Origin of the sequence: Schaalia naturae (genome assembly GCF_042665795.1) — a bacterium.
GTDB lineage: Bacteria > Actinomycetota > Actinomycetes > Actinomycetales > Actinomycetaceae > Pauljensenia > Pauljensenia naturae.
This window is the reverse complement of record NZ_JBHTEF010000001.1, coordinates 456,320-481,760: the sequence shown is the minus strand read 5'-3', so window position 1 is coordinate 481,760 and position 25,441 is coordinate 456,320. Positions and strand designations below refer to the sequence as shown.

Here is a 25,441-nt window from a genome sequence, read left to right as displayed (position 1 = left end):
CACCAACGCTACTTGAGCGCGCCCTGAGCGATGTTCCCGATGAATTGGCGCGCCCCGAGGAGGAAGACCGCGAGCAGCGGGATCACCGCGAGCAGCGCCCCGGCCATGACCATCGAGTAGTCCTGGCCGAACGCCGTGTTGAGCTGGGCGAGGGCGACCTGCAACGTGATGTGGTGGGGATCGGTGAGAACGGTCAACGGCCACATGTAGTCGTTCCAGGATCCGATGAACGTGTAGATGCCGAGGAAGCCGAGTCCCGGCCGGATCATCGGAAGGCACACCATGACGTACTGGCGGAAGAACCCCGCCCCGTCCAGAGCCGCGGCGTCGATGAGCTCGTCGGGAACGGCGCCCGAGATGTACTGGCGCAGCCAGAAGATCCCGAAGGCGTTGGCGGCGGCCGGGACGATGAGCGCCTGGAGGTGCCCGACCCATCCGAGGTTCGTCATGGTGATGAACTGGGGGATGATCGCCAGTTGCATCGGCAGCATGAATGTGACGAGCGTGATCCCGAAGAGGAGATTCCTCAGGGGGAACTGGAACTTCGCGAAGGCGAAGGCCGCCAGGGAGTCGAGGAACAGGACCAGGGCCGTCACCGAGCAGGCGACGATCAGCGTGTTGAGCAGCGATCCGCCGAAGTCGATGCGGGTGAAGACCTTGGCGACGTTCTCGAGGAGATGCGAACCGGGGACGAAGGTCGGCGGGGACTTGTAGATGTCGCTCGTCGTGTTCGAGGCCATCACCACGAGCCAGTAGAGCGGGAACAGGGACACCACCGCGCCGGCTGTGAGGAGGACGTAGAGGGACCGGCGGCCGCGCGGCGCCTTCCGCCGACGCTGCGGCATCCGTTGGGCCGGGGCGGCGGAGGTCTCGCGGGGGGAGCTGTCGACAGTCATGCGCGTGCCTTCGCTTGGGGTTTCTCCGATGAGAGGCGCCAGCTGATGATCGTGAAGATCACGACGACGAGGAAGACCCCCCATGCTATGGCCGCTCCGTATCCGAAGCGGTTATAGCCGAAGGCCTGCTGGTAGAAGTACAGGACCATCGTCAGCCCGCCCTGCCCGGCGCCCCCGGAGTTCGGGTTCGTCGTCGAGGCGGAGGAGGTGAGCACCTGAGCCTCGGTGAAGCTCTGGAGACCCGTGATCGTGGACGTCACGAGGACGAAGAGGATCGTGGGGCGCAGGAGCGGGAGCGTGATCGAGAAGAAGCTCCGCACCGGTCCCGCGCCATCCAGGGTCGCCGCCTCGTAGACCTCCGGTTCAATCGCCTGCATCCCCGCGAGGAAGATGATCGCGTTGTACCCCGTCCACTGGTAGGTGATCAGCAGGGAGACCGTCACCTGGATCCCGAACGGGGTCGTCAGCCAGGGGATGGCGGATCCGCCGAGGAACTGGATGAGCTGGTTGGCCAGGCCGAAGTTCTTCCCGAAGATCGAGCCGAAGAGGATGGCCATCGCGACGACGGAGGTGATGTTCGGGATGAAGTACGCGACGCGGAACACCGTGGAGAACCGGACGGCGGAGTTGAGCATCGCGGCCACGACGAGCGCGAGGATGAGCATCGGCACCGTCGACAGGACGAACATCACCAGGGTGTTGCGGATCGAGAGGTAGAAGGTCGGGTCCGTGAAGAGCCGTTGGTAGTTCTCCAACCCGATCCACTCCGGGTCGCCCAGCCCGTTCCACTTCTGGAAGGAGAGCACCAGGGAGTAGACGGTCGGGTAGAGGCCGAAGGCGGCGAAGAGGATGAAGAACGGCGCGACCGCGACGTACATCGGCCATGAGCGGCGCAGGGTCCGGTTGCGGGACCGGGGGCGCGCCTGCGCTCCCGGTCCCGCAACCCGCGTGGCGGCGGACATCGTCACTCCGCGCTCGTCAGGGCCTGCTTGGCGGCCGTCACGGCGTCGTTCCACGCCTGCTCGGGATCCTTGCCCTGGGACTCGACATTGGCCAGTTCCGTGAAGTACGGCGCCGAGACCTCGGAATCGTAGGGGCTCGTGTACTTCGTCGGCATGTTCTCGATGGCGGTCTTGAAGACCTCCGCGGTGACCTGCCCGCCGAAGAAGTCGTCGCCGTCGGTCAGCGCCTGCTCATCGAGCGCGCCCGAGACCGAGGGGAAGTTGCCGACCTCGGAGTACGTGGTGGCCTGGTTCTCGGCGGAGAGCACCTCGCGGATGAAGGCGATCGCCGTGTCTGTGTCGGTGGTGGAGGCGGGGATCGTCAGGAACGAGCCGCCGATGTTCGCCGGTCCTCCCGGCATGGAGGTCACGTTCCACAGCCCGGAGGTGTCCGGTGCCCCGTTCTTGAGATCGCCCTGGTACCAGGCGGCCCCCAGCAGCGTCGGGAGGGTCCCGGCGTTGACGGCGGACGCCCAGTCGGCCGAGCTGTCGGTCAGACCGGCGTCGAGGCCCATCTCATACGCCTTGACGGAGGTGTCCCACGCCGAGCGGATCGCGTCGGAGTCCCCGGTGAAGTTGCCGTCCTCGTCGACGTAGCCCGAGTCGGACTGCGCCACGGCCATCGAGAAGATCTGGGCGAGCGAGACGGTGAGGTGGGCGCCGGTCGCCTCGTTGAGCTTCTGGCCGAAGGCGAGGTAGTCATCCCAGGTGGACGTCTCCTTGGCGACCTCCTCGGGATCCGTCGGGAGACCCGCCTTCTCGAGCACGTCGGTGCGGTAGTACAGGGCGCTGGGACCGATGTCCATCGGCAGGCCGATGAGCCTCCCGTCGGCGGTGGTCGCCTCCGCGAGCTTCCACTCGGGGAACTGGGAGAGGATGTCGTCGATGCCCAGGGTGTTGAGGTCGGTGAAGAGCGAGTCCTCGGACAGGAAATAGGGCATGTCCTCGCCCTTGACCCCGGTCACCGAGGGAATGCCCGACTTCGCGGAGAAGGTCGTGACGAGCTTCTGCTTGAAGTTGTCCCCGATCGTCGAGATCTGGATGTCGTTGTCGGCGAAGTCCGTCTCGACCTGCTTCTGGACGGTGTCTCCGATGGCGTTGGGCCACAGCCAGACGGTCAGGGCGTCTGAGCCGTCCCCTGAGGCGGCGGAGCCGGATCCCCCGGCGCAGGCGCTCAGGCTGAGGGCGACCGCGGTGGCGGCGGCGATGGACGCGGCGCGCATGCGCCTCGGTGTGGTGATCATGGACGTGTCTCCTGGTGGTTGTGGTGTTCTCGGTGGGAATTCTCGGTTGTCGGTACGAAGGGGAGCCTTCCGACCTGCGCGAGCGGATCGCGCAGGAAGCTGAATCGGCCGCGGTCCGTCTCCGGATGGGCGTCGAGCCACGGCAGCAGATCGCTCGTCCCGGGGGCCGTCGAGGCGCCGCCGGGACGGGAGACGGTGATCGCGGCGACGAGGCCCGCGAAGTCGAGTCGCTCTCGCAGCGGCCACTGGGTCAGCGACGCGACCATGAACGCGGCTCCGAAGACGTCGCCCGCGCCCGTCGCGTCACGGGCCCGGACGGGGACGGGGGCCATCGCCGCCTCCTCGCCGGTGGCGGAGTCGACGGCCACCGCCCCTCGCGCCCCGAGCGTGACGACGACGAGGGGGACGCGCTCGGCGAGGGCCCGCGCCGCCTGGAGGGGAGCGTCCGTCTTGGTGTAGGACATGGCCTCGACCTCGTTGGGGAGGAAGGCGTGGCAGGCGTCGAGCGCGTCCAGATCGGCGGGGTCCCATCTCTCGGAGCCGTCCCAGCCGATGTCGGCGAAGATGCGCGTTCCCCGGGCGGAGGCGGCACGCGCCCACGGAAGGCTCAGGACCTTGAGGTCGAGGGCGGCGACCTCGGCGTCCGGGGCGTCCAGGACGATCTCCTCGACCGGGACCGGTGCGGGGGTCCCGCCCGTGACGAGCGCACGATCGGCGTCGTAGCCGAGAGAGGCGGTCACCGGAAGCGCCCACCCCGGCAGCGTCCGGATCCCTGAGATGTCGACGGCCTCGTCGGACAGGCGCGCCCTGCACAGGGAGGACAGGGCGTCGTCGCCTGCCGCGGCGCACATCGCTGTGCGCGCTCCGAGCCTGGCCGCGGCGATCGCGGCGTTCGCGACGCCTCCCGGGCCCCAGCCGAAATCGGCCGTCCAGATCTCCTCCCCGGGTTGGGGCGGACGGGGCATCTGGGCGTAGACGAGGTCGAGGAACAGCTGACCGACCGTCAGGACCTGTGCCGTCCGACCGGTCTCGCCTCCGGATGTGGTCATCGCTGGCTCCATCGTCGTCGTTCTCCTGTGAGTCACGTCGTCTTCTGCAACCCGATGCAGGTTATAGCACCAGTCGCTCAGAATGTTCAACAGTCCGTCATTCAGTCGATCCATCTTGATTGATTTTGATTGATATGCTGGCGTGTATGCGAGACAAACGCGACCACGCGATCCTCGCCCTCCTCCAGGCGGAGCAGGCGGCGAGTGTCTGCGAACTGGCAGAAGCCACCGGGGCGAGCCCCGCCACGATCCGGCGCGATCTCCAGCGGCTCGACCGCGCCGGGCTGCTCCGGCGCACCTACGGGGGTGCGACCCTTCTGGAGGGCGCCGAGGGCGACGCCCCGTTCCTCACCGTCGAGGCGCGCAACCGCGAGGAGAAGACCCGCATCGCCGAGGCCGCCGCCGAGACGATCCGCGACGGGCACACGATCGTCCTCGACATCGGGACGACGACGCTCCAGCTCGCGCGCTTGCTGCGCGGGCGGCGCCTGACCGTCATCACGTCGAACCTCGCCGCCGTCGACGTGCTCCAGGACGACGAGAAGGTGCACGTCGTCGTCCTCGCCGGGGACTACGATCCGACCTACCGTTCCGTCTCCGGGCATCTCACCACCGAGACGCTGCGCCTGCTGCGCGCGGACCACGCCTTCCTCGGGGTCTCCGGCGTCTCGGCGGACGGAGACCTGCGGGACACGACGATCGCGCAGATCCCGATCAAGCAGGCGATGGCCGCGGCCTGCGACGCCGTGACGGTGATGGCCGATTCCAGTAAATTCCCCGGAACCGGAACCGGACGCGTGATCCTTCCGGACGTCCCGACACGGGTGATCACGAACACCGCACCGCCTCCCGGTGTGTCTGCCGCATTCGCACGCAAGAAGATGGAGGTCATGGTCGTATGAAGCTTGCGATGATCGGAGGCGGAGGATTCCGCACGCCTCTCGTCTACTCGGCGCTCCTGCGCGACCACGCCCCCGGCAGGGTCACCGATGTGGCGCTGGTCGACGTCGACGCGTCCCGTCTCACGACGATGGCCCGCATCCTCGAGGAGCAGGCCCGCGGCGTCGCGGACGCTCCGCATGTCAGCGTCCACACCGACCTGGCCGAGGGGCTGGCGGGAGCGGACTTCGTCTTCTCGGCGATCCGCGTCGGGGGGCTCGACGGACGAGCCCGGGACGAGCGGATCGGCCAGTCCCACGGCGTCATCGGCCAGGAGACCGTCGGCTTCGGGGGGATCTCGTTCGCCCTGCGGACCCTGCCTGTCGTCATGGAGCTCGCGCGGACGGTGGCGCGGGTCGCGCCGGACGCCTGGGTCATCAACTTCACGAACCCCGCCGGGATCGTCACGGAGGCGATGTCCGGCGTCCTCGGCGACCGGGTCATCGGTATCTGCGACTCGCCCATCGGGCTGGCGCGCAGGGCGCTCGGGGCCCTGGGCCTGGGTGGGCGCCGGGACGCGGAACTGCGCTACGCCGGTCTCAACCACCTGGGCTGGGTGACCGGGCTGCGTGTGGACGGACGCGACGTCCTGCCGGATCTGCTGGCCCGTCCCGACCTCATCGAGTCCTTCGAGGAGGGGCGGCTCTTCGGGGCCGAGTGGATCCAGACGCTCGGCGCGCTGCCCAACGAGTACCTCCACTACTTCGACTATCGGCGCGACGTCCTCCAGGCGGACCAGTACGAGCCGTCGACCCGCGGCCGGTACCTGGCGCATCAGCAGGGAGCGTTCTGGGACCGGGCCGGGACGTCGGAGTCTCCGCTCGCGGCCTGGCGCCTGTGCCGTCACGAGCGCGAGGTCACCTACATGGCGACCAATAGGGAGAGCGCGGGCATGGGGGAACGCGACGAGGCCGACATCCTCTCCGGAGGCTACGAGGACGTCGCCCTCGCGCTCATGCGGGGCATCGCCCACGACGAGAGGGCCCGTCTCGTCCTCAACGTGCGCAACCGGGGGACCCTGCGCGAGCTCGACGACGACGCCGTCGTGGAGGTCCCCTGCCTCGTCGACTCCGCCGGGGCGCATCCCATCGCCGGCGCCGAGCTTCCCGATCACGGCCGGGGACTCGTCGTGGCCGTCAAGTACGTCGAGCGGCAGGCCATCGAGGCCGGGGTCCACGGGTCGCGCGCCGCCGCGTTGCGCGCCCTCGCCCGTCATCCGCTCATCGACTCCGTGAACGTCGCCCGAGCGCTGCTCGAGGACGCGACGTCGAGCTTCCACGACGAGCTCTCGCACCTGCACTGATCCTGCCCCGCCCACCGACCTGATCATCCAGATCCCTCGACATTGAGACACCGGAGAACCGACATGCACCAGAACCAGAAACTCGTCGAGGCCCGCATCGAGCGGGTGCTCACCCAGCGGATCGTCCCCGCCGTCTACTCCGCGCGGGTTCCGGTGGAGCTGAGGGCCTGGGAGGCTCCGGGAGAGCCGGTCCCGGTCTCCGAGGGGCTCGCCGCGACGTACCGCCCTTTCTCTGTCGGGGAGCAGTGGGGGAAGGCGTGGTCGACGTGGTGGTTCGAGATCGTCGGCCAGGTCCCCCGGCCGTGGAGGGGTCGCACCGTCGAGCTCCTCATCGATCCCGGATTCCAGGGGGACTGGCCCGGGAACCAGGCGGAGGGGATGGTCTACACGCCGGAGGGGCGACCGGTGAAGGGCATCCATCCGCGCAACATGTACGTGCGCATCGGTGAGGACGTCGCCGGCGGGGAGGGTGTCCGTTTCTTCCTCGAGGCCGCGGCGAACCCTGATATCCTGGCCGACGACTTCGTCCCGACGGCCCTGGGAGACCGGAAGACCGCGCCGAAGACCCCGATCTACACGTTCCGCACCGCCGACCTCGCGGTGTTCGAGCCGGAGGTCTGGGGGCTCCGCTTCGACGTCGAGGTCCTCTTCCAACTCCTCAGGGAGCTGCCCGAGGAGGAACCCCGGAGGCAGGAGATCCTGCGCGCCCTCGAACGCAGTCTCGACGTCCTCGCGCTCGACGACATCGTGGGAACGGCGGCGGCCGCGCGGGCGGAGCTCGTCGATGTCCTGTCCAGGCCCGCCTCCGCCTCCGCCCACCGCCTGAGCGCGATCGGCCAGGCCCACATCGACTCCGCGTGGCTGTGGCCCCTGCGGGAGACGCGGCGAAAGGTCGGGCGGACCTTCTCGAACGTGCTCGCCCTGGCGCACGACTATCCGGAGTTCCGCTTCGCCGCCTCATCCGCGCAGCAGTACCTCTGGATCAAGGAGAATCATCCCGCGGTGTGGTCCGGGATCAAGAAGGCGATCGCCGCCGGCCAGTGGATCGTGGTCGGCGGCCAGTGGGTCGAGCCGGACGGGAACCTGCCCGGCGGTGAGGCGATGGTCCGCCAGATCACGCAGGCCATGCGGTTCTTCGAGCGTGAGCTCGGTGCGAGCCCGGACGGGATCTGGTTGCCGGACTCCTTCGGGTACACGGCCGCGTTCCCGCAGATCGCGGTGCTCGCGGGCATGAAGTGGTTCCTCACGCAGAAGCTGTCCTGGAACCAGACAAACACTTTCCCGCACCACACGTTCTGGTGGGAGGGCATCGACGGGACGCGCATCTTCACGCACTTCCCGCCCATCGACACCTATTCGTCGACGCTTGAGGGGGAGGAGCTGCACCACGCGGTCCGCCAGTTCCGCGAGAAGGGCCGGGCCACGACCTCCCTGGTGCCCTTCGGATACGGCGACGGGGGCGGCGGCCCCACCCGCGAGATGATGGAGCGCCAGCGGAGGGTCCGGTCCCTGGAGGGATCTCCGCGCGTCGAGATCGAGGCGCCCGACGACTTCTTCGCCCGGGCCCGGGCCGAGTACCCGGACGCCCCGGTGTGGGTGGGAGAGCTCTACCTGGAACTGCACCGGGGGACCTTCACCTCCCACGCGCGCGAGAAGCGCGGCAACCGGCGCTCCGAGAGCCTCCTCCGGGAGGCGGAGTTCGTCTGGACCGCCGCCGCCCTGGCCGGGGCGGAGTACCCCTACGAAGAGCTCGACGCGCTGTGGCAGACGACCCTCCTCCAGCAGTTCCACGACATCCTGCCGGGCTCGTCGATCTCCTGGGTCCACCAGGACAACGAGGAGATGTACGCCCGCAGCCATCGCGAGCTGGAGTCCCTCATCCACCGGGGCCTTGAGGCCGCGGGGGCATCCGGGGCCGTGGTCAACGTCGCGGACCGTGACCGGCGCGCGCTCGCCGTCGACGCGCAGGGCCACGCCCGAGCCCTCGTCGAGGCCCCGGCCTCCGGATGGGCTCCGTGGACGCCCGTCGAACCCGACCACCCCGTCTCCGTCGCGCGGGACGACGAGGGCGGGATCGTCCTCGCCAACGGCCTGGTGCGGGTCCAGATCGATCGGCGCGGCCTCCTGACGTCGATCTTCGACGAGGTCGCCGGCCGTGAGCTCATTCCGGCCGGAAAGGTCGCGAACCTGCTCCAGCTGCATGAGGACCTGCCCAACGCCTGGGACGCCTGGGACATCGACGCCCACTACCGCCATTCCGTCCGCGACATCGTCGAGGTCGAGGCGCTGACCGTCGAGGACGAGGGGCCGCTGCGCGCCGGGGTGCGGGTCCGCCGATCCTTCTCACGGTCCTCCGTCGAGCAGACGATCCTCCTGCAGGCCGACGACCCCGCCGTCCGCTTCGAAGTCGATCTCGACTGGGCCGAGCAGGAGAAGCTCCTCAAGGTCGCCCTGCCCTTCGAGATCCACGCGCAGTACCACTCTGCCGAGGTCCAGTTCGGGCATGTGCGCCGGACGACCACCACGAACACCTCGTGGGAAGACGCGAAGTTCGAGGTGATGGCGCACCGCTGGGTGCACGTCGCGGAGCCGGGGTACGGAATCGGCGTCACGAACACGGGGACCTACGGCCACGATGTGACGCGGGCGGTGGGCGACTCGGGCGAGACGCAGACCGAGGTGCGCCTCTCCCTGGTCAGGGCCGCGCGGGTCCCCGATCCGATCCAGGATCAGGGGCATCATCACTTCGGCTACGCGGTCTGCCCCGGCGCCACGATCGACGAGGTCGTCACCCAGGGCTACGAGGCGAATCTCCCGATCAGGCTCCCCGAGGCTCCGGACCCCGATGTCGCGACACGCAGCCTGGTCCGGGTGGACAACGCCGGGATCCGCGTCGAGGCGGTCAAGCTGGCCGACGACCGCTCAGGCGACGTCGTGGTCCGGCTGTACGAGGCGGCCGGCGCGCGCAACCGGGCGACGGTCGCGTTCGGATTCCCGGTCGGCCATGTCGACGAGGTCGATCTCCGGGAGCGCCCCCTCGCTGCGGAGATGCCGCACGCGCGGGGGCTCCGAGTCTCGGGGCAGAGGGCCGACGTGGAGTTGCGTCCCTTCGAGATCCTCACGCTGAGGATCGCGACACGGTCCGCCGTCGGCATCGAGGGGCCCCGCCCCGTCCACCACTCCTCCCCAGGAATGCGCGGCGCGGGGCCCTTCGAGACCGGCGGGCTGTTGGGGACGCGAACGACAGCTCTCTAGTCCGTCTCGGCCCACCCGCATTCCCGCCAGAGCGCGGCGGGGAGCAGGCGGTCGACCCGGTCGAGGACATATGTCGGGCGGTCGGAGGGATCCAGGGCGGCGACGTCCTCGCGCGTTGACTCCCCGGTGAGAGGCATGGCGGACGCCATGTGCGCGCGCGCGGCCATCCGGATGTCGGTGGACAGGCGGTCTCCCACCACCAGGCATCGACGGGGGTCGAGACGAAGGTCGCCGATCGCCTCCTCCAGCATCACGGGGTTCGGCTTTCCCACCACCATCTGGCACTTCGCTCCCGTGCAGGCCTCGATCGCGGCGACGACCGCGGCGCAGTCCGGTTCACCCCGACCTCCGGGGAACGGGCAGAATGGATCTGGATTCGTCGCGACGAGGATCGCTCTCCTGTGAAACCACAGGGCATCGAATGCGATCTGCAGTTTCCTGTAGTCAAACGAGCGGTCGTAGGAGGCGACGACCACGTCGATGGCAGCCGGGTCATCGCTCATGGGGATCCCCGCCTCCCGGAAGGAGTCGATGAGTGGTTGCTCGGCGATCGGGAACACCGTGGCGCCGGGATGGTGCGTTCGCAGCCACCTCGTCATCGTGACAACCGTGTTGGCGATCTCGGAGATGGGGGTCGCGATGCCCAACGCCCTGAGTTTCTCTGCGTACTGTGAAGGATCCCTTGTCGGATTGTTGGAGAGGAATCGCACCGGGATACCGCGTTCGCGCAGCTCGAGCACCAACCGTCGTGCTCCGGGAAGGAGCTGGTCGCCCAGGTAGATCGTTCCGTCCATGTCGAAGACATAGGCATCGTAGAGATGATCGGGCCAAGGGGACGGTGCGGAGCCTCGCCCTTCGGGCGTGGTGGCGGGACCGCCGTCTGCGGACCGCCTCATCGCCGCCGACCCGCCTCGACCATCTGATCGGCGATGTCCGTGATGATGCCTGTGCATCCCCAGTTCACCAGCTTGTTTGCCTCCTGGACAGAGTTGACCGTCCACACGTTGACCCCAAATCCAGCGCGGCGGATCTCCTCGACGACGCACCGGTTGGAGACGACCGCGGTGCTGGGGTGCAGTGCCGTCGCTCCGCACAGCTCCATGACGGAGCGCCAGTCCTCCCCGATCGTGCCCTTGTCGACCAGCCAGGCGAGTTCGTAGGCATCCGTTCTCCGGTGGACCTCGGCCAAGAGGAGCGGTGAGAACGAGGAGATGAGGACCCGGGTTCCCGGTCTGAGGCGGCGGAGCTCCTCGAGTACGGTCTCAACCAGCCGGATCGAACGGTCGCGGCCCTGCGTGTTGCCCTTGAGCTCGAGATTCAGATTGAGATCGTGGGGACCCAGGAATGACACCAGCTCTCGGAGAGTGGGCACCCGCTCTCCCACGAAGTCCCCGGAGAACCACGAGCCGGCGTCGATCGTGTCCAGGTCCGACGTGGTGAGATCGTAGATCGATCCCGACCGGTTCGTCGTCCGGTCGGTCCGGGAATCGTGCATGATCACTGCCGTCCCGTCGGCCAAGATGTCGGTGTCGGTCTCGATCCATGTCACACCCGACCTGCTGGCTGCCGCGAAGGCAGCCAGGGTGTTCTCCGGCGCGGCGTGGTTGAGCCCTCGATGGGCGTATATGACTGTGTCCCGCATGATGGTGGATCCTCTCGAAATGGCTCGCCGACCGCGGTGGCACGACGACCGGGCCGTGCCACCGCCCGAAGTCCACCAGGATCAGCCCTGCGAGGATTTCACGTTGGTGTCGTAGGACGATTGGATCTCCGCTTGCATGCTGTTCAACGTCTCTGCGACGTCCGCCTTGTCAACGAGGATGTCCATGAGTCCGGAGTCGAGTGCCGTCGCCCCTCCCGGGACCAGAACGCGGGCATAGCTCTGACTGCGAGTGCGGTCCAAGGAGTCGATGACCGGCTGGAAGAGCGGGTTGTCAGCGGTCAGCGTCGTGGTGTCGGCGTCCGAACGCACAGGGACGTACCCGGTCAGCTCGGAGAACGCCACCGTGTTCTCCGCGTTTGTCAGATAGGAGGCAAACATCGCCGCGGCAAGCTGCTTGTCCGGGCTGCTGTTGGCGTTGATCGCCAGTCCTGCTCCGCCCGAGGGAACGATGTCCTCATCGCCGGAGCTGCCCGTCGGGAGCACGCCGACGCCGACATCGAACTGCGCCGCATCGCGGATCGCCCCGATACCGCCCGAAGAGTTGATCATCTGCGAGACCGATCCGGCCCCGAAGACGGTCGACGGGTCTCCGCTGAGCACTTGCGCCCATCCGTCTGTGATGGAGTCCTGGGCGAATTGCAGGGCGGAGGCCGTCGCCTCGCTCGTCATCGGGGAGAAATCCCAGCCATCGCTCCAGTCCGCCCCATTCGCCCACAGGAGACTCGTCATGCTCCATGAGGCGTACGAGGTGTCCGATGCCCAGGTGAAGGGAATGGCACCGGTGTCGGCGGCGGCGAGCTTCTCGGAGTACTCCTTGACCTCATCCCACGTCGCCGGAGCGGTGTCGCCCAGTCCGGCCTTCTCGAAGTTGTCCTTGTTGTACATGTAGACCAACAGAGATCGCGCGTAGGGCACCGCATAATGGGCGTCCTGGTAGAGATAGTCGTCATACAGCGACGGGTAGTAGCTGGCGGCATCCAGGTCGGCGGAGGAGAAGATGTCGTCCACGGCTGTGATCGACCCGTTGAGGTAGGCCGAGAACCATGTGCCGTCGGAGACGACGACCAGGTCGCCCGCATCGCCCCCGACCTGGGCGGTCTGGAACTTCTGGGCCACCTCGTCGTAGTTCGACCCTGCGCTGACGATGTCGACCGTGATACCCGTATCTTCTGCGAACTTCTGTGCGACCTGCGTCTCGAAGTCGACGGAGTTCCCGGGATGATTGCCCCAGAAAGAGATCTCCGTGGCTGGCTCGACCGAGGAGTAGTCGGTCTGTGCCGCCGCACCGGACTCCCCGCCCGAAGCCGTCGTCGAAGGACCGCAGGCGGCGAGGCCCATAGTGGCGGACGTCGCCGCGAGAATCGCGACCGCCCGCGTGTTTGTCACACGTGACACGTGCTTCTTCCTTTCATCGGTGCGGACCACGACGTCGCGGTCCGCTGGTTGATGCTTCATTCCTTGACGGCGCCCTGGGTCAGACCCGCCACGATGTAGCGCTGGAGCGCCGCGAACACGATCAGCACCGGCACGATGATCAAGGTCGCCCCCGCCATCAGGGTTCCGTAGAGTCCTGTGCTCGACTCAGCGGATTTCAGCAAGTTGAGCCCGACCGGCAGCGTCATGTGAGCCGGGGTGTCAGCGATGATCAGAGGCCACAGGAATCCGTTCCACTCGCCGACCAGCGTGATGAGGCCCACGGTGGCGATCGTCGGGACGCACACGGGGACCACGATCTGCCACAGCTTGCGCCAATGGCCGGCGCCGTCGAGTTCCGCAGCCTCCAACAGGCTCCTCGGCAGCGTGAGGAACTGCTGGCGGAGCAGGAACGTGCCGAAAGCGGTGCCCAGCCCCGGGAGGATGATCCCCCACAGGGTGTTCCGTCCCCCCAGGCTTGCGATCGTGATGTAGTTCGGGATCATTGCTGCTTCCGAAGGGAACATCAGCGCGGCCAGGATGAACATGAAGATCGCGTTGCGGAAGGGGACGTCGATGAAGACAACCGCATAGGCCGTCGTGATCGCGAGGAAGACCTTGACCGCGGTCCCGACGACGGTGGTCACGGTGCTGTTGGCCAGCAACCGTCCCAGAGGCAGCGCCGTCGCGACATCGTCGTAGTTCTGCAGAGTGGCTCGGTCCGGAAGGAGCGAGGGCGTCGAAGTGACGATCTCCGGACTGGGCTTGAATGAGGAGGAGAGCATCCACAGCAGGGGGAAGGCGATCAACGCCAGTGCGATCAGCATCGGAATGTAGCCGGCGAACAGGGAGCTCATGAAGTCCCGCCGGGTGCCGAGGCGCCGTCCTCTTCTCGGGTTCGAACCGCCACGCGTGCGGAATCGAGTGTGCTCGCTCATGCGTAGTGCACCTTCCGATCCACGAATCTGAACTGGATGGCGGTGATCAGGGCCAGCGTCACGAAGAGCACTACCGCGATGGCCGAGGCGTATCCGGCACGCTGGTAGACGCCGAATGACTGCCGGTAGATCTCGAACACGAAGGTGTTCACCCCTTCGCCTGTGGGTTTGAGGATCTTGAGGACATCGAAGGCCTGCATCGATGACAAGGTCATCGAGACGAGGAGGAAGAAGACTGTCGGGCTGAGGAGGGGAAAGACCACGCTGAAGAACGTGCGCGCCTTTCCCGCTCCATCGACCGCGGCCGCCTCCACCAGTTCCTGCGGGATCGACTGGAGCCCCGAGATGAAGATGACCGTGCAATAGCCGAGGTTCTTCCAGATGTAGACGACGATCGCCACGAACAACGTGAGATCGTCGTGGAGAAACCATTGGGGTGAGCTCGAGCCGAAACGCTCGAAGACGTATCTCAAGATCCCCAATTGGGGGTCGAACATGAATGACCAGATCAGTCCGATCCCGACGCCCGAGAGTACGTAGGGCGAGAAGAGAGCGGTGCGCGTGAAGGTGGTCCCCGGCAGCTTTCGGTTGAGGACGAGCGCCATGAGCAGGCCGAGAACCATCGAGCCGATCACCGTGCACAAGGCGAAGACGATCGTCACTCTCCACACCGATGCCCCGTCCGACGAGGTGAAGAACTCCCGATAGTTCGCGAGCCCGACGTTCCGGGCGCTCGAAGCCCCCAGGCGCCAGTCGAGAGTCGAGTACCGGACGTTCATGATCAGCGGGTAGTAGACAAACGCCAGAATCAGCGCGGCATTGGGTCCCGCGAAGGCGATGAAGTAGAACCAGTTCCTCGAGCGTCTGATCCTGCGGTTCCTCGAGCGCCCGGTCGGCACCGGTTCCGTGCCCGACGGCGCCCTTCCGCGGGACGGCCGTTTCTTGGCGCGCGCTCCTCCCTGGTCGTTGCTCAGGGCCGCCGTCGGCCGCGGTCTCATCACGTTCACTTCGCTCCTTTGCTCCGGGGATGGCGACGCTTCGCTCCATCGGTCCTCGTCCACGACTGGAACCACCCGGTCCACAGACCACAGCTGCGTGCGTTTCATCGTGACGATGATGAGTCTACTCAAGTAGATACCATCTTGTCCATCGCCATCCCCTCCGGTGCCCGGGCCGATCCGATCACCGCTCGCGGAAGGGACTCCGCGGCAGTCAGCACTCCTCCGGGCGGTCGTGGCCTCCGGTCTCCACCGCCAGCACATAGTGCAGATCCGCGATCTCCGAGAGAAGGCTCGACAGGGCGGCCGCCTCGAATTGCATCTGGATGCGCACCACTCTTCTTCCATGGTCGGAGACGACCTCGGACGAGAGCAGCTGGACCCTGGCGTCCCCAGCGCTGGCTAGCGCCATCACCTCGCGCAGCGCTCCCTTCCGGTCGAGGTAGGTGATCGTGGCCACCACGCGATGTCCGTTGGTCGGGAGCCGGGACAGGAGCGGGCTCCCGATCCCCACGAGGACGAGGTACAGCGCCGTGGCTGCCAGGGCGACCAATGCCTCACCCGATCCGCAGGCGGTTCCCACTGCGGCCGACAGCCAGATGGCACCGGCTGTCGTCAGACCGCGCACCGCGTCACGATCGACGAAGATCACACCCGCCCCGAGGAACCCGATGCCTGAGACGACTTGTGCCGCGACTCTGGTCGTATCGACAGCAGAAGACCCGGAGGAAGCGACTCCGACAACCGTGAAGAGAGCTGCCCCCATGCCGACCAAGGCATGGGTCCGGACACCGGCGTCCTTCTGATGGTACTGCCGCTCCAGACCGATCGCCCCGCACAGGAAGAGCGCCAAACCCAGCCTCGCGACGAACGCCAGCATCGACTCCAGAGGGACCTGGTTCACGACTCCCATAGCGACTCAGCCTCTCTCACCTCGACCGACCCCGGCCCTCGGCCGCTGGGCCGAGGGCCGCACTCGGGACTCAGACTGCCGCCTCCTCGACCTCGAGGAGGAGCACCTGATCAGGATCCATGAGCGGCACCTGCAGGCCCGAGTCGGACAGCTGGCGTCCCATGGCCTCGATACCGGCCTCGTCCCCGCGGGCCCACGCCGGCAGGTTCAGTCCACCTGGCCCTCCACCCACGAGGTTCGGTCTGACCCGATATCGAGAGTCGGGCGTGAGGCCCGGCAGAGGGAACATCCCCAACGCGGACATCGACGGACGATCCCTCGTGGTGAGCTGGTAGAGAGCGCGAGACCTATCCCGCGCGACGACGCCGTGGAGCCACACCGACCCGTCCCCGATGTCCCTGCGAACGACATCCCCTCCCAGGAGCAGGGATCGGTTCGCCTTGTAGAAACCCACCCACTCCCCCAGGACCCTCAGCTCCTCGTCGGAGAGACCCAGAAGGTTCCACTCGAATCCCAGGTGCCCCCAGATCGCCGTTCCCGCCCTGAACGACAGATCGGAGACCCGGCCCGTCGTATGAGATCTCGGAGACGCGATGTGAGAACCCATGTACTCCGGAGCGACCAGTTGGCCCGTCCAACGGGCGATCGCCTGCCGTTCATGCGGATCGATGCAGTCAGAGATCCAGAACCTCTGGACGTGCTCGATCATTCCGAGGTCGATCCGTCCACCGCCTGAGGCGCAGGATTCGATCTCCAGGCCGGGATGCTCCGACCGCAAGACGTCCATCATCCGATAGACCGCGAGCGTCTGTTCGCGGACCGCTGGCCGACCCGCGTGGGTCGGATCCCCGGATGCGACGAGATCGCGATTGTGATCCCATTTGAGGGCGGCGATGTCGTACTCGTCCAGGAGATCGCAGAGCTTCCGGTGGATGTGCTCCCACGCTTGCGGATCCGACAGGTTGAGGACCTGTTGATGCCGCCACTCGAGTGGATAGTCGGGCCCTGCCCTGAGAATCCACTCCGGATGGGCGCGTGCGAGATCGGAGTCCGGATTCACCATCTCAGGTTCGATCCAGAGACCGAACTCCATGCCAAGGGCACGCACGTGGTCGACCAATGGATGCAGGCCCTCAGGCCACACGTCCGGATCGACCTCCCAGTCCCCCAGCCCCGCGCGGTCATTGCGGCGATGGCGAAACCACCCGTCGTCCAGGACGAAGCGCTCGGCGCCCACTGCCGCCGCGCGATCGGCCAGACGAATGAGGACATCGACGTCTTGGTCGAAGTAGACGGCCTCCCACACGTTCAGCGTCACCGGGCGAGCAGGGCCGGGATGCGCCGGAAGAGCCCTCTCCCATCGGTGCAGACGCCGAGCAGCGTCGTCCAGACCGTCGCCCTGCTCCAAGTACAGCCACGGAGTGACATAGGAGTCGCCGCTCGCCAGACAGACTTCACCGGGCAGGAGCAGCTCTCCGCCGCCGAGCACCTGATTGCCGTCCGGACACCGCTCGACCCAGGAGCGATGGTTCCCCGAATGGGCGACATGGAGTCCCCACACCCGTCCCCGCTCGAAGGAGAATCCGCGCTCCCCGCAGAACATCATGTCCGGGGCGTCGAATCCTGTCCGTCCGTGCCGACCCTCGCGGAGATGGCAGCCCATCGTCATGCGGGCCCGTTGGGGTTCCCGTTCCCGTCCCCAGGTCCCGGAGAAGTCCAGGATCTCATCGGCCGACAGCGGGACGGGGAAGACCAGCGAAAGCTCGTCGAGGAAGTACTCCCCGACCCCGGTGTTCGTCGCTTCCGCGCGGGCCCTGACCAGGCCCTGCTCCAGCAGCTCGATCCATATCTCCACTCGCAGACCGGCGTTGTCATCGCCCATCGCGCAGTGAACGGTTCCCGGGCCTCCTGTGACGATCCGACGATGGTCAAGCCGGCCCCCTGCAGAACTGTCCACGGTCGACACGGCTTCCGGCCCGTCGGACAGCCCGACAACCTCACTGTCGAGCACTCTCAGACAGGGAGCCCAGTCCGCCCCCGAAGCGCGATGCCCAGACAGACCCGGACGCCCCATCCAACCTGACGAAGCCAGCGGAACGACACCCGGAGCCGACGTCCCGACAGGAGCGCTCGGGTCACGGGGTTCGATCCGCGACGCCGCGAGCGCCTCCAGCGCCGACGGGTCGAGCCGTCCCAGGTCCGCTCCCCAGTGCACGACTCGCGCCTCGCCTCCCCTGGCGACTTCCAGTGCCAACGAGAGACCGGCAGTCCGCAGGTAGACCACGTCAATGGGCCCCGAGATCGTTCTCACGTAGATTCCCTTCAACCATTCATCGCAGTGCCGTCACATCACCGAGCTCGTGCACCGTCCATCGCCCGTCCTCTTCCTCCACTAGTCTACTCCAGTAGACTCCGGCAGACTCCCCTCCGCCCGGACCAGGGACTCCAGGCTCCCGATTCCACCCGTCAACGCGTCCGCAGCTAGAGTCAGGGAGAGAGCTCGATGAGCCTGGCACCGTCGATCGAGCCCCGCAGGGGTATCGGCTCGCATCGCTGTCGACGGCTCACGAACGCACGGCAAAGGAGATTGCGTGCCGCAGCCGACGACCAAATCGGACCATCACGTCACGCGGATCGACGTCGCCCGCCTCGCGGGCGTCTCCACCGCGGTTGTCAGCTACGTCGTCAACGACGGGCCTCGCAAAGTCGCGCCGAGAACCAGAGAGCGGGTCCTCCGAGCGATTCGCGAACTCGACTACCACCCGAACCCCTCGGCGAGGGCGCTCAAGACGGGCAGCACCGGACTGATCGGAGTGGTGGTACCCGAGATACTGAACAGTTATTTCGCCGAGTTCGTCGACGCTGTCGACTCCGCGGCGAACTCCAGAGGAGCCTCCATCCTTCTCGGTATCACCCATGAGAATGCCTCTCTGGAGGCGGGGATCATCCCGTCGCTGATCAGCCGGGGCGTGGACGGTATCGCATTCAACTGCCGCCTCGAGGACCAGCGCCTCTACCATTCGGGAGACGCCCGCATCCCCCGCGTGCTCCTCGACCGTGCGACTCCCGTGTCCGACCTTCCGATCGTCGGATCAGATCTCGGGGCAGGAGCCCGGATGGCCACCGAGCATCTCGCCGATCATGGGCACCGTCTCATCGGTTTCGTCGGCGGTCCGTTCCCCAGCCCCCAGTCAGACTTCAGACTCGAGGCCTGGAAGACCTCGCTGTCCTCGCGAGGGCTGCCTGTGCCACGCCCGGCGATCACGTCGTGGGATCGTGACGGCGGATACCGGGGGGCGCGCGACCTCCTCGCTCGCCCGAACCCGCCGACAGCCATCTTCGCGGCATCCGACCTCATCGGCGTCGGGGTACTGCGGGCTGTCCACGAGGCCGGTCTGCGCATTCCCGAGGACGTCGCTGTCGCCAGCCTCGACGGGACAGCCGAGTCCGCCTACTCGTGGCCCGCCCTGACGACAGCCCGCCAGCCCTTCGAGAAGATGGCCGGGACCGCGATCGATCTCCTCCTCTCGCCCGCCGCAACGCCGCAACGGATTCTCTTCCCTATGGACCTTGTCGTCCGGAGCTCCTGCGGATGCTCCGAGGCGCCCGGTGCCCCGGCCATCTGACCTGGGTCCCGTCGCCACAGCCGTCCGGGTTGCGCACGCGCCCTCGTACGCGTCGGAACCCGGGCGGTCAGCCGAGCGCGCGCAGATCGGCGATGTCGGCGCCCGTCACCTCGGCGAGGTCGACGGGCGAGACCTCGACGGACATCCCCCTCTTCCCGCCTGACACCAGGATCGTCTCGTGGTCCAGGGCGGACTCGTCGATGAAGGTGCGGTGCCGGGTGGTCTGACCCAGCGGAGAGATGCCGCCGACCACGTATCCGGTGCGCCGCTGGGCCACCGCCGGGTCCGCCATCTCGGCCGATTTGCCCCCCACGGCCCGGGCGATCGCCTTCATCGAGAGGTGGTGGTCGACGGGGACGACGGCCACGACGTACTCGTCCCCGTCGCAGCGCACCAGGAGCGTCTTGAAGATCCGTCCCGGATCGCCTCCGATCCGCTCGGCCGACTCCTCTCCGAAGGACCGCGACCGCGGATCGTGGCGGTACTCGACGATGGTGTAGGACACGCCCGCCGCTTCGAGCGCCTCGACGGCGCGGGTGGGGCCGGACGCCCCGTGGTGTTTGGACATGTCTCCCTCAGAACAGACGGGCGCCCGGCGAGGCGACGACCTGCTTGCCGAATGGGAAGCAGGTGACCGGGATGAGCTTGATGTTGGCGATCGCCACCGGGATGCCCACGATGGTGACCGCCTGAGCGGCGGCCGTGAGGATATGCCCGGCAGCGAGCCACACGCCGGCCACGACGAACCACACGATGTTCATCAGAGCCGACCCAGCGCCCGCTCCCGGCTTGTCCGCGACGATCCGGCCGAAGGGCCAGACCACATACCCGGCGATCCTGAAACAGGCGACGCCCGCGGGAATGGTGACGATGAACACGCAGGCCAGAGCGCCAAAGAGGAGATAGGCAAGGAAGAGCTCCCAGCCGGCCAGCACGAACCAGATGATGTTGAGCAGCGTGCGCATCACGGTCCTCCTGACGAGTCGTGCGCCGGATCGCGCTTGCGCCCGGCGCCACCGGGAGGCGACCGGCGCAAGCGACGCCATTGTCCCACGCCGTTGGTCGTCGCTCCAGTGAACTGTAGTGACAACCATTCCGAGATGGCGACCGGCGAGATGCGGATCCGCCCCGCATCCGCGTACGATCGCCGGGTGACCGTTGCTGAGGGGATCGACCGTGTCCGGGAGCGCATCGACGCCGCCCGCTCCCGTTACGGGCACGCGGACGACGTCACGCTTGAGCTCGCCGCCAAGACCCGCACGCCAGAGACCTGCCGCGAGGCAGCGCGCGCCCTTGCCGAGCGCGGGCTGCCGGTGGTCCTCGGACACAACCGCGTCCAGGAGGCCCTGTCCACCGCGCCCGCGATCCGAGAGGTGCCCGCCGCCAGCATCCATCTCATCGGCCCGCTCCAGAAGAACAAGATCAATCACGCCCTGAACTGCGTGGACCTCGTCGAGACGGTCGCCAGTCGGGAGCTGGTCGAGGAACTGGACATCCGCGCGAGCCGCAACTGCATGAAACTGCAGGTCTTTCTCCAGGTCAACACCTCCGGGGAGGCCTCCAAGCACGGATGCTCACCGGAGGACGTGCCATCGTTGGTCGAGGCCGTCGAACTCAGCCCCAGTCTCCGCCTGGAGGGCTTCATGACGGTGGGCCTGCGCTCCGATGACGAGGCCGCCGTACGCCGCTCCTATATGCGCCTTCGCGAGCTGCGCGACGACGCGGCCGAGCGCCTGGCCGTCGCCGAGTCCGACCTCCAGCTGTCCATGGGCATGTCCCAGGACCTGGAGTGGGCGATCGCCGAGGGCGCCACCGTCGTCCGCGTCGGCACCGCCATCTTCGGACCGAGGCCGGCCATCGGGTGACGGCCGGTCAGGGCAGGCGGTGGACCCATTCGGACGTGGCGAACTTCGTCTCGCACCGCTCGCGGGCGACATCGAGGTCGCGCTCCGCGATCTGCCCGTCCGTGGCTCCGTGCTTCTGCTTGAAGTGGTCGTAGAAGACGTCGAGGATCGCCTCGCGCTCCAGGCCGGTCTGTGAACGCATCGGGTCGACGCGCCTGACGGCGGAGCGGGTGCCCTTGTCGCGCACCTTCTCCTTGCCGATGCGCAGGACCTCCATCATCTTCGCCGCATCGATGTCGTATGCCATCGTGACGTGATGGACCATGTAGCCGTTGGCCCAGCGCTTCTGCGCGGCCCCGCCGATCTTGCCCACCTCGGAGGCGATGTCGTTGAGCGGCACGTAACGGGCCCTGACGCCGACCTTCTCCAGGGCCTCCAGCACCCACTGGTCGAGGAAGGGATAGGACTGCTCGAAGCTCAGCCCGTCGACGAGCGCGGTGGGCACCACCAGCGAGTAGGTCACGCAGTTGCCGGGCTCCATGAACATGGCGCCGCCGCCGGTGACGCGGCGCGACACGGTGATGCCATAGCGGTCCACGCCCTCCTGGTTGATCTCATTGTCATAGGACTGGAAGGACCCGATGACCACCTGCGGGCCGTTCCACTCCCACAATCGCATGAAGGGCTTGCGCCGCCCGGCTGCGACCTCCTCCACCAGGGTCTCGTCCATCGCGACGTTCATCATCGGATCGACGACGGGACCATGGATGACATCGAAGTCGATGTCGTCCCAGCTCAGCGCCCGTCCAAGCGCCCTGCGCACCGCGATGCCGACGCCGTCGGGCGTGAGACCGAACAACGTGTCGGTGGGCAGGAGCGCGCTGCGGACGCGCTCGGCCACCTCCGCCGCCGTGATGTCGGCCGGCGCCCCGTCGACGGCCGCCCGCATACGGTCAAGGGCCTCGTCGGGCTCCAGGAAGAAGTCGCCCGCGATCCGCAGATCGCTCAGCGCTCCGTCGCGCTCCTCGACGTCGACGACGATCAGCTTGCCCCCAGGGACTTTGTACTCTCCATGCATGAGCTCATTGTCGCGCGCGCCCGCACGACGCGGCAGGTGGGGGACGCGCGGCGCACGTGGGACGGATCACGTCGACGAGGACGCTCAGGCCCCCTCTGTCAGCAGCCGCAACTCGACCTGACGTCGAGCGAAACCGGCAGGAGCTCGTGGCCGGGCTCTACCGGCCCCGACGCGGTGAGCCGCGCGATCGCGCGGCTCGCCGTCTGTTCGACCGGCTGGCGCACGGCCGTGAGCGGAGGACAGCTGTAGGTCGCGTCCATCGTCGAGTCGAAGGAGACGACGGCCACGTCCTCAGGGACTCTGATTCTCGCCTCGTAGAACGCGGCGAGCAGACCGATGGAGATCATGTCGCCCAGGCTGAACACCGCCCGAGGCATCGTCCCCTCGCGGACGATCCGCCTTCCCGCCTCGTATCCCCCTTCCCTGGTCCAGCTCACGACCAAAGGCGCGCGCGGGACCAGACCGGCTGCGAGCATCGCGTCGTTGTACCCGGAGAGCCGGTCATTCGGATGCGACTCTGCGGCCACGCCGTGAATCGGCAAGATGTCCGTGTATCCATGGTCCAGGAGATGCTGCGTCGCGAGCCTGCCCCCGGCGCGATAGTCGGGGCCGATGGTCGCGAAGCCCGGAAGCGGACGCTGACGGTCGATGAGGACGAGGGGCACGCCGAGGTTCTGGACGACGAGCTCGTCGTCGGACGTCGAGGTCGTGATCAGCATGACGCCGCCGACGCCCCGGTCCGCCATCTCCTCGAGCAGTCTCCGCTCGAGGGCGGGGTCCGTATGCGAGTTCGCCAGGATCACCGACTTCCCTTTGCCCAGAGCCTCCCCCTCGACCGCCTCGACGACCTGGGCATGGAACGTGTTCGTGATCTCGGGGACGATGAGCCCGAACGTGTCCGCCGTCCCCAGGGCGAGCGCCCGGGCGCTCGCGCTCGGCCGGTAGCCGAGGATCTCAATGGCGTTCTCGACTCTGCGCCGCGCAGCCTCCGAGACCGGACGCGGGCCGTTGTTCACGACGTAGCTGACGACAGCCGTGCTGACGCCTGCCAAGCGCGCGACCTCGTCGCGGGTGACCCTGCCCCGGCCCTTTCCGTTGCGTTCCATGACTCCCAGGCTCATCTCCGGTGTGGCTGGCGGAACCGGCTCGACCCACATCAGACCTGCCCAAGGCCGATCCTTCAGCAGATCCTGACCTCGACGGCGGTGGGAGTCTCAGCTGAAGGAGATCTCACCGTGAGGGTCGAACCGTCCAGCTCGAAATGCCAGCCTTCGCCACCGATGACCGTTGACACTTCGCGACGCGCCATTGCCAACGGTATCTCAATTGTCGCGTCGCCATCATCCGCCCGTCTCCAGATGTAGACGTACTCACACTCGGAGCACACCCGGCTGAACACGACAGTCGCATCGTCCCACTCCGGGAAGCCGAGGGGCCACCTCGGCCACGAATCGGCCAGACCCGCCCGGGTCCCCTTGTACGCGTCGACAGCCCTCCGCGCGACCTCGAGCTGGCGGTCATCGAACCGGTCGACGAAACCGGAGAGGTACATCCGCCCGGACGCGCCCGTGACCAACGTGAAGAGCATCTGCTCATCCGTCATCCAGGGCTGGATGTAGGCCCAGTTGCCGGCCTGCTCGGGGACCATGCTCATCGGCGCGCCGACGGCGATGGTCGGATAGGCCTTGAAATCCTGCTGGTCGGAGGTCGACTGGAGGTCGAAATGGCGCAGGGTCTCCGGATCCGCCCTCATCGCGCCGGACGAGCAGCATTCGAAGGTCACGTCGGGATGACGGCGGCGGAGGCCGTCGACGAAGGCGAGATAGCCCTCGCCGCTCTCCCGCAGGGCCTGCCCCAGGCTGAGGCCGTCGGCCTCATACCCCACCCCGGGCGTCGTGTTGTAGTCCAGCTTGAAGTAACGGACACCGTGGTCCTCGATCAGGCCATCGAAGACCTCCGACATCCGGCTGCGCACCGCGGGGTTGCGGAAGTCGAGGAAGTACCGTTCGTGCTCGCAGATCCGGACCCCGCCACGGCGCATGAAGTGGTCCTCGGGAAGCGTCTTGGCGGTCGCCGAACGCACGCCGACCGCTTCCGGTTCGAGCCACAGACCCGCAGCCATCCCACGCTCGCGGATCCTGGCGAGCACCTCGTCGATCCCGCCCGGGAACCGGGCCGTTGACGGCCGCCACTCCCCGACCGTCGCCCACCAGTCGGTGAACGTGTCGTCATACCAGCCGCAGTCGATGCAGAAGATCTCAGCGCCGATCGACGCCGCGGCATCGATGAGGGGAAGCAGGCGTTCGGTCGAGGGATCGCCGTTGAGAGTGTTCATGTAATCGTTGTATATGAGCGACTCACGGTCCCAGTGCGGAAGTGTCGACCGTCGGAGCCACCGACGATGGGCCGTCAGCTCCCGCATGGCGTCGTCGAAACCCGACGAGCCGAAGGCGATTCCCGCGTCCTTGGTCCGCGAGACCTCTCCGGGGGAGAGCGTGATCAATGCGCAGTTCTCGAGGTCCGTCGGCCCGAGGAGGACCACGGACAGCATCGTGGAGCCGTCCGTGTCATCGGCGATCTCCCAGTGCCATCCGGTGTTGGACTCCACCTGCCACATGACGCACGCCCCGGTGCTCTCGTCGACGAGTCCCCCCACGGGGAGCTTCGAGGACGTGCTCCAGGTGGACCGGCCGACCGCGCGGATGGCGCCCCTCCCAGGCTGGCCCTCGTTCTCCGAGCTGTGGAAGTCCACCACGCCGCTGGAGCGGCGGACCGGCCGCCTGAGCCATCGGTTCTCGCCCAGCTGCTCGGAGTACCCCTCGATCGAGCGCACCTGTCCGGGGTCTCCTCCCGGACCGGACCCGAAACCGAACGCAGCGCTCGAAGCCGCCGTGATCAGCAGCTCGCGGTCGCCCCGGTTCTCCAGCTCGGAGCGGACCTCCACGGCCCCGATCCCCTCCGAGCCGGAGAGCATCGTCCTCACCGTCAGTCCGACGTCATCAGCCCGCTGGGTCACCGTCAGGGTCTGCCCCTGTTCGCCGTCGGACAGGACGGGATCGCCGACGATCCGCAGCCGCTGCCCCAAACCGGAGTGCGTGAACCTCGTGTTGTTGCGGGCACGGCCGTGGGCGAGGTCGATGATCTCGACCAGTGGCTGTTCACCTCCCAGGTCGATCCACTCCCCCGATTGAGGCCGGGCGGCGGCCAGGCTCACCGGGGCCCGCGTCCCGACGCGGAGCCTCAGGTCCACGCCTCCGACGGTGTACTCCTCGAGTCTCATC

Annotated in this window: 21 protein-coding genes; 5 read left to right on the top strand and 16 right to left on the bottom strand. The window is 67.4% G+C overall.

From position 1 onward, the window contains the following. Positions 1-8: 8 nt before the first annotated feature. The 4 genes from ACFQWG_RS02090 to ACFQWG_RS02075 are packed head-to-tail and all read right to left on the bottom strand — an operon-like array spanning position 9 to position 4,190. Positions 9-896: a carbohydrate ABC transporter permease gene (locus ACFQWG_RS02090; RefSeq protein WP_380971663.1), complete on the bottom strand. Its 888-nt coding sequence runs from the start codon at positions 894-896 to the stop codon at positions 9-11. Beyond that, a complete protein-coding gene (locus ACFQWG_RS02085; RefSeq protein WP_380971661.1) occupies positions 893-1,858 on the bottom strand; it encodes a carbohydrate ABC transporter permease in 966 nt (321 codons plus the stop codon). Before ACFQWG_RS02085 ends, ACFQWG_RS02090 begins: the two co-directional genes overlap by 4 nt. 2 nt (positions 1,859-1,860) lie before the next feature. Beyond that, on the bottom strand, positions 1,861-3,141 hold the full coding sequence (locus ACFQWG_RS02080; protein ID WP_380971659.1) for an ABC transporter substrate-binding protein: 1,281 nt from the start codon (positions 3,139-3,141) through the stop codon (positions 1,861-1,863). Continuing rightward, entirely contained in the window at positions 3,138-4,190 is a 1,053-nt protein-coding gene (locus ACFQWG_RS02075) for a carbohydrate kinase family protein (protein WP_380971657.1), read from the bottom strand. Before ACFQWG_RS02075 ends, ACFQWG_RS02080 begins: the two co-directional genes overlap by 4 nt. Before the next feature lie 146 nt (positions 4,191-4,336). Here ACFQWG_RS02075 and ACFQWG_RS02070 point away from each other — a divergent pair, with 146 nt between their 5' ends. From ACFQWG_RS02070 to ACFQWG_RS02060, 3 genes are all read left to right on the top strand, one after another. After that, a complete protein-coding gene (locus ACFQWG_RS02070) occupies positions 4,337-5,092 on the top strand; it encodes a DeoR/GlpR family DNA-binding transcription regulator (protein WP_291495340.1) in 756 nt (251 codons plus the stop codon). Further along, the gene (locus tag ACFQWG_RS02065; protein ID WP_380971655.1) at positions 5,089-6,432 is read left to right on the top strand and encodes a 6-phospho-beta-glucosidase; all 1,344 of its coding nucleotides are present in this window, start codon (positions 5,089-5,091) and stop codon (positions 6,430-6,432) included. Before ACFQWG_RS02070 ends, ACFQWG_RS02065 begins: the two co-directional genes overlap by 4 nt. A gap of 63 nt (positions 6,433-6,495) precedes the next feature. Beyond that, positions 6,496-9,687: an alpha-mannosidase gene (locus ACFQWG_RS02060; RefSeq protein ID WP_380971653.1), complete on the top strand. Its 3,192-nt coding sequence runs from the start codon at positions 6,496-6,498 to the stop codon at positions 9,685-9,687. Here ACFQWG_RS02060 and ACFQWG_RS02055 read toward each other — a convergent pair. From ACFQWG_RS02055 to ACFQWG_RS02025, 7 genes are all read right to left on the bottom strand, one after another. Beyond that, the gene (locus ACFQWG_RS02055) at positions 9,684-10,583 is read right to left on the bottom strand and encodes an HAD-IIA family hydrolase (RefSeq protein ID WP_380971651.1); all 900 of its coding nucleotides are present in this window, start codon (positions 10,581-10,583) and stop codon (positions 9,684-9,686) included. The two genes, ACFQWG_RS02060 and ACFQWG_RS02055, sit on opposite strands and share 4 nt — an antisense overlap. After that, positions 10,580-11,329: a glycerophosphodiester phosphodiesterase family protein gene (locus ACFQWG_RS02050; RefSeq protein WP_380971649.1), complete on the bottom strand. Its 750-nt coding sequence runs from the start codon at positions 11,327-11,329 to the stop codon at positions 10,580-10,582. Before ACFQWG_RS02050 ends, ACFQWG_RS02055 begins: the two co-directional genes overlap by 4 nt. 81 nt (positions 11,330-11,410) lie before the next feature. Then, positions 11,411-12,745 carry an ABC transporter substrate-binding protein gene (locus tag ACFQWG_RS02045; protein WP_380971647.1) on the bottom strand — a complete coding sequence of 445 codons (1,335 nt, stop codon included), beginning with the start codon at positions 12,743-12,745 and terminating at the stop codon, positions 11,411-11,413. A gap of 56 nt (positions 12,746-12,801) precedes the next feature. Continuing rightward, positions 12,802-13,701 carry a carbohydrate ABC transporter permease gene (locus ACFQWG_RS02040; RefSeq protein ID WP_380971645.1) on the bottom strand — a complete coding sequence of 300 codons (900 nt, stop codon included), beginning with the start codon at positions 13,699-13,701 and terminating at the stop codon, positions 12,802-12,804. Beyond that, positions 13,698-14,699, bottom strand: coding sequence for a carbohydrate ABC transporter permease (locus ACFQWG_RS02035; protein WP_380976169.1), 1,002 nt, complete (start codon positions 14,697-14,699; stop codon positions 13,698-13,700). The genes ACFQWG_RS02040 and ACFQWG_RS02035 overlap by 4 nt, the downstream gene beginning before the upstream one ends. Positions 14,700-14,913: 214 nt before the next feature. Continuing rightward, positions 14,914-15,603 (bottom strand): MgtC/SapB family protein, encoded by a 690-nt coding sequence (locus ACFQWG_RS02030; RefSeq protein WP_380971643.1) that lies wholly within the window; start codon positions 15,601-15,603, stop codon positions 14,914-14,916. A gap of 79 nt (positions 15,604-15,682) precedes the next feature. Continuing rightward, on the bottom strand, positions 15,683-17,827 hold the full coding sequence (locus ACFQWG_RS02025) for an alpha-galactosidase (protein WP_380976167.1): 2,145 nt from the start codon (positions 17,825-17,827) through the stop codon (positions 15,683-15,685). Positions 17,828-18,203: 376 nt separating this feature from the next. On the opposite strand from ACFQWG_RS02025, the gene ACFQWG_RS02020 reads away from it, so the two are divergent. Beyond that, positions 18,204-19,238: a LacI family DNA-binding transcriptional regulator gene (locus ACFQWG_RS02020; protein ID WP_380971641.1), complete on the top strand. Its 1,035-nt coding sequence runs from the start codon at positions 18,204-18,206 to the stop codon at positions 19,236-19,238. Between the two features lie 67 nt (positions 19,239-19,305). On the opposite strand, the gene ybaK is transcribed toward ACFQWG_RS02020, so the two are convergent. Both ybaK and ACFQWG_RS02010 read right to left on the bottom strand, forming a co-directional pair. Beyond that, positions 19,306-19,806 carry a Cys-tRNA(Pro) deacylase gene (gene ybaK, locus ACFQWG_RS02015; protein ID WP_291495334.1) on the bottom strand — a complete coding sequence of 167 codons (501 nt, stop codon included), beginning with the start codon at positions 19,804-19,806 and terminating at the stop codon, positions 19,306-19,308. Positions 19,807-19,813: 7 nt separating this feature from the next. Then, on the bottom strand, positions 19,814-20,203 hold the full coding sequence (locus ACFQWG_RS02010) for a YccF domain-containing protein (protein ID WP_380971639.1): 390 nt from the start codon (positions 20,201-20,203) through the stop codon (positions 19,814-19,816). A 186-nt stretch (positions 20,204-20,389) separates the two neighbouring features. Between ACFQWG_RS02010 and ACFQWG_RS02005 the strand changes: the two genes are divergently transcribed. Continuing rightward, positions 20,390-21,103: a YggS family pyridoxal phosphate-dependent enzyme gene (locus ACFQWG_RS02005; RefSeq protein ID WP_380971637.1), complete on the top strand. Its 714-nt coding sequence runs from the start codon at positions 20,390-20,392 to the stop codon at positions 21,101-21,103. Between the two features lie 7 nt (positions 21,104-21,110). On the opposite strand, the gene ACFQWG_RS02000 is transcribed toward ACFQWG_RS02005, so the two are convergent. From ACFQWG_RS02000 to ACFQWG_RS01990, 3 genes are all read right to left on the bottom strand, one after another. Continuing rightward, on the bottom strand, positions 21,111-22,160 hold the full coding sequence (locus tag ACFQWG_RS02000; RefSeq protein WP_380971635.1) for a lipoate--protein ligase family protein: 1,050 nt from the start codon (positions 22,158-22,160) through the stop codon (positions 21,111-21,113). 98 nt (positions 22,161-22,258) lie between these two features. Continuing rightward, entirely contained in the window at positions 22,259-23,266 is a 1,008-nt protein-coding gene (locus tag ACFQWG_RS01995) for a LacI family DNA-binding transcriptional regulator (protein WP_380971633.1), read from the bottom strand. Between the two features lie 74 nt (positions 23,267-23,340). Beyond that, entirely contained in the window at positions 23,341-25,440 is a 2,100-nt protein-coding gene (locus ACFQWG_RS01990) for a glycoside hydrolase family 36 protein (protein WP_380971631.1), read from the bottom strand. Position 25,441 lies beyond the last annotated feature (1 nt).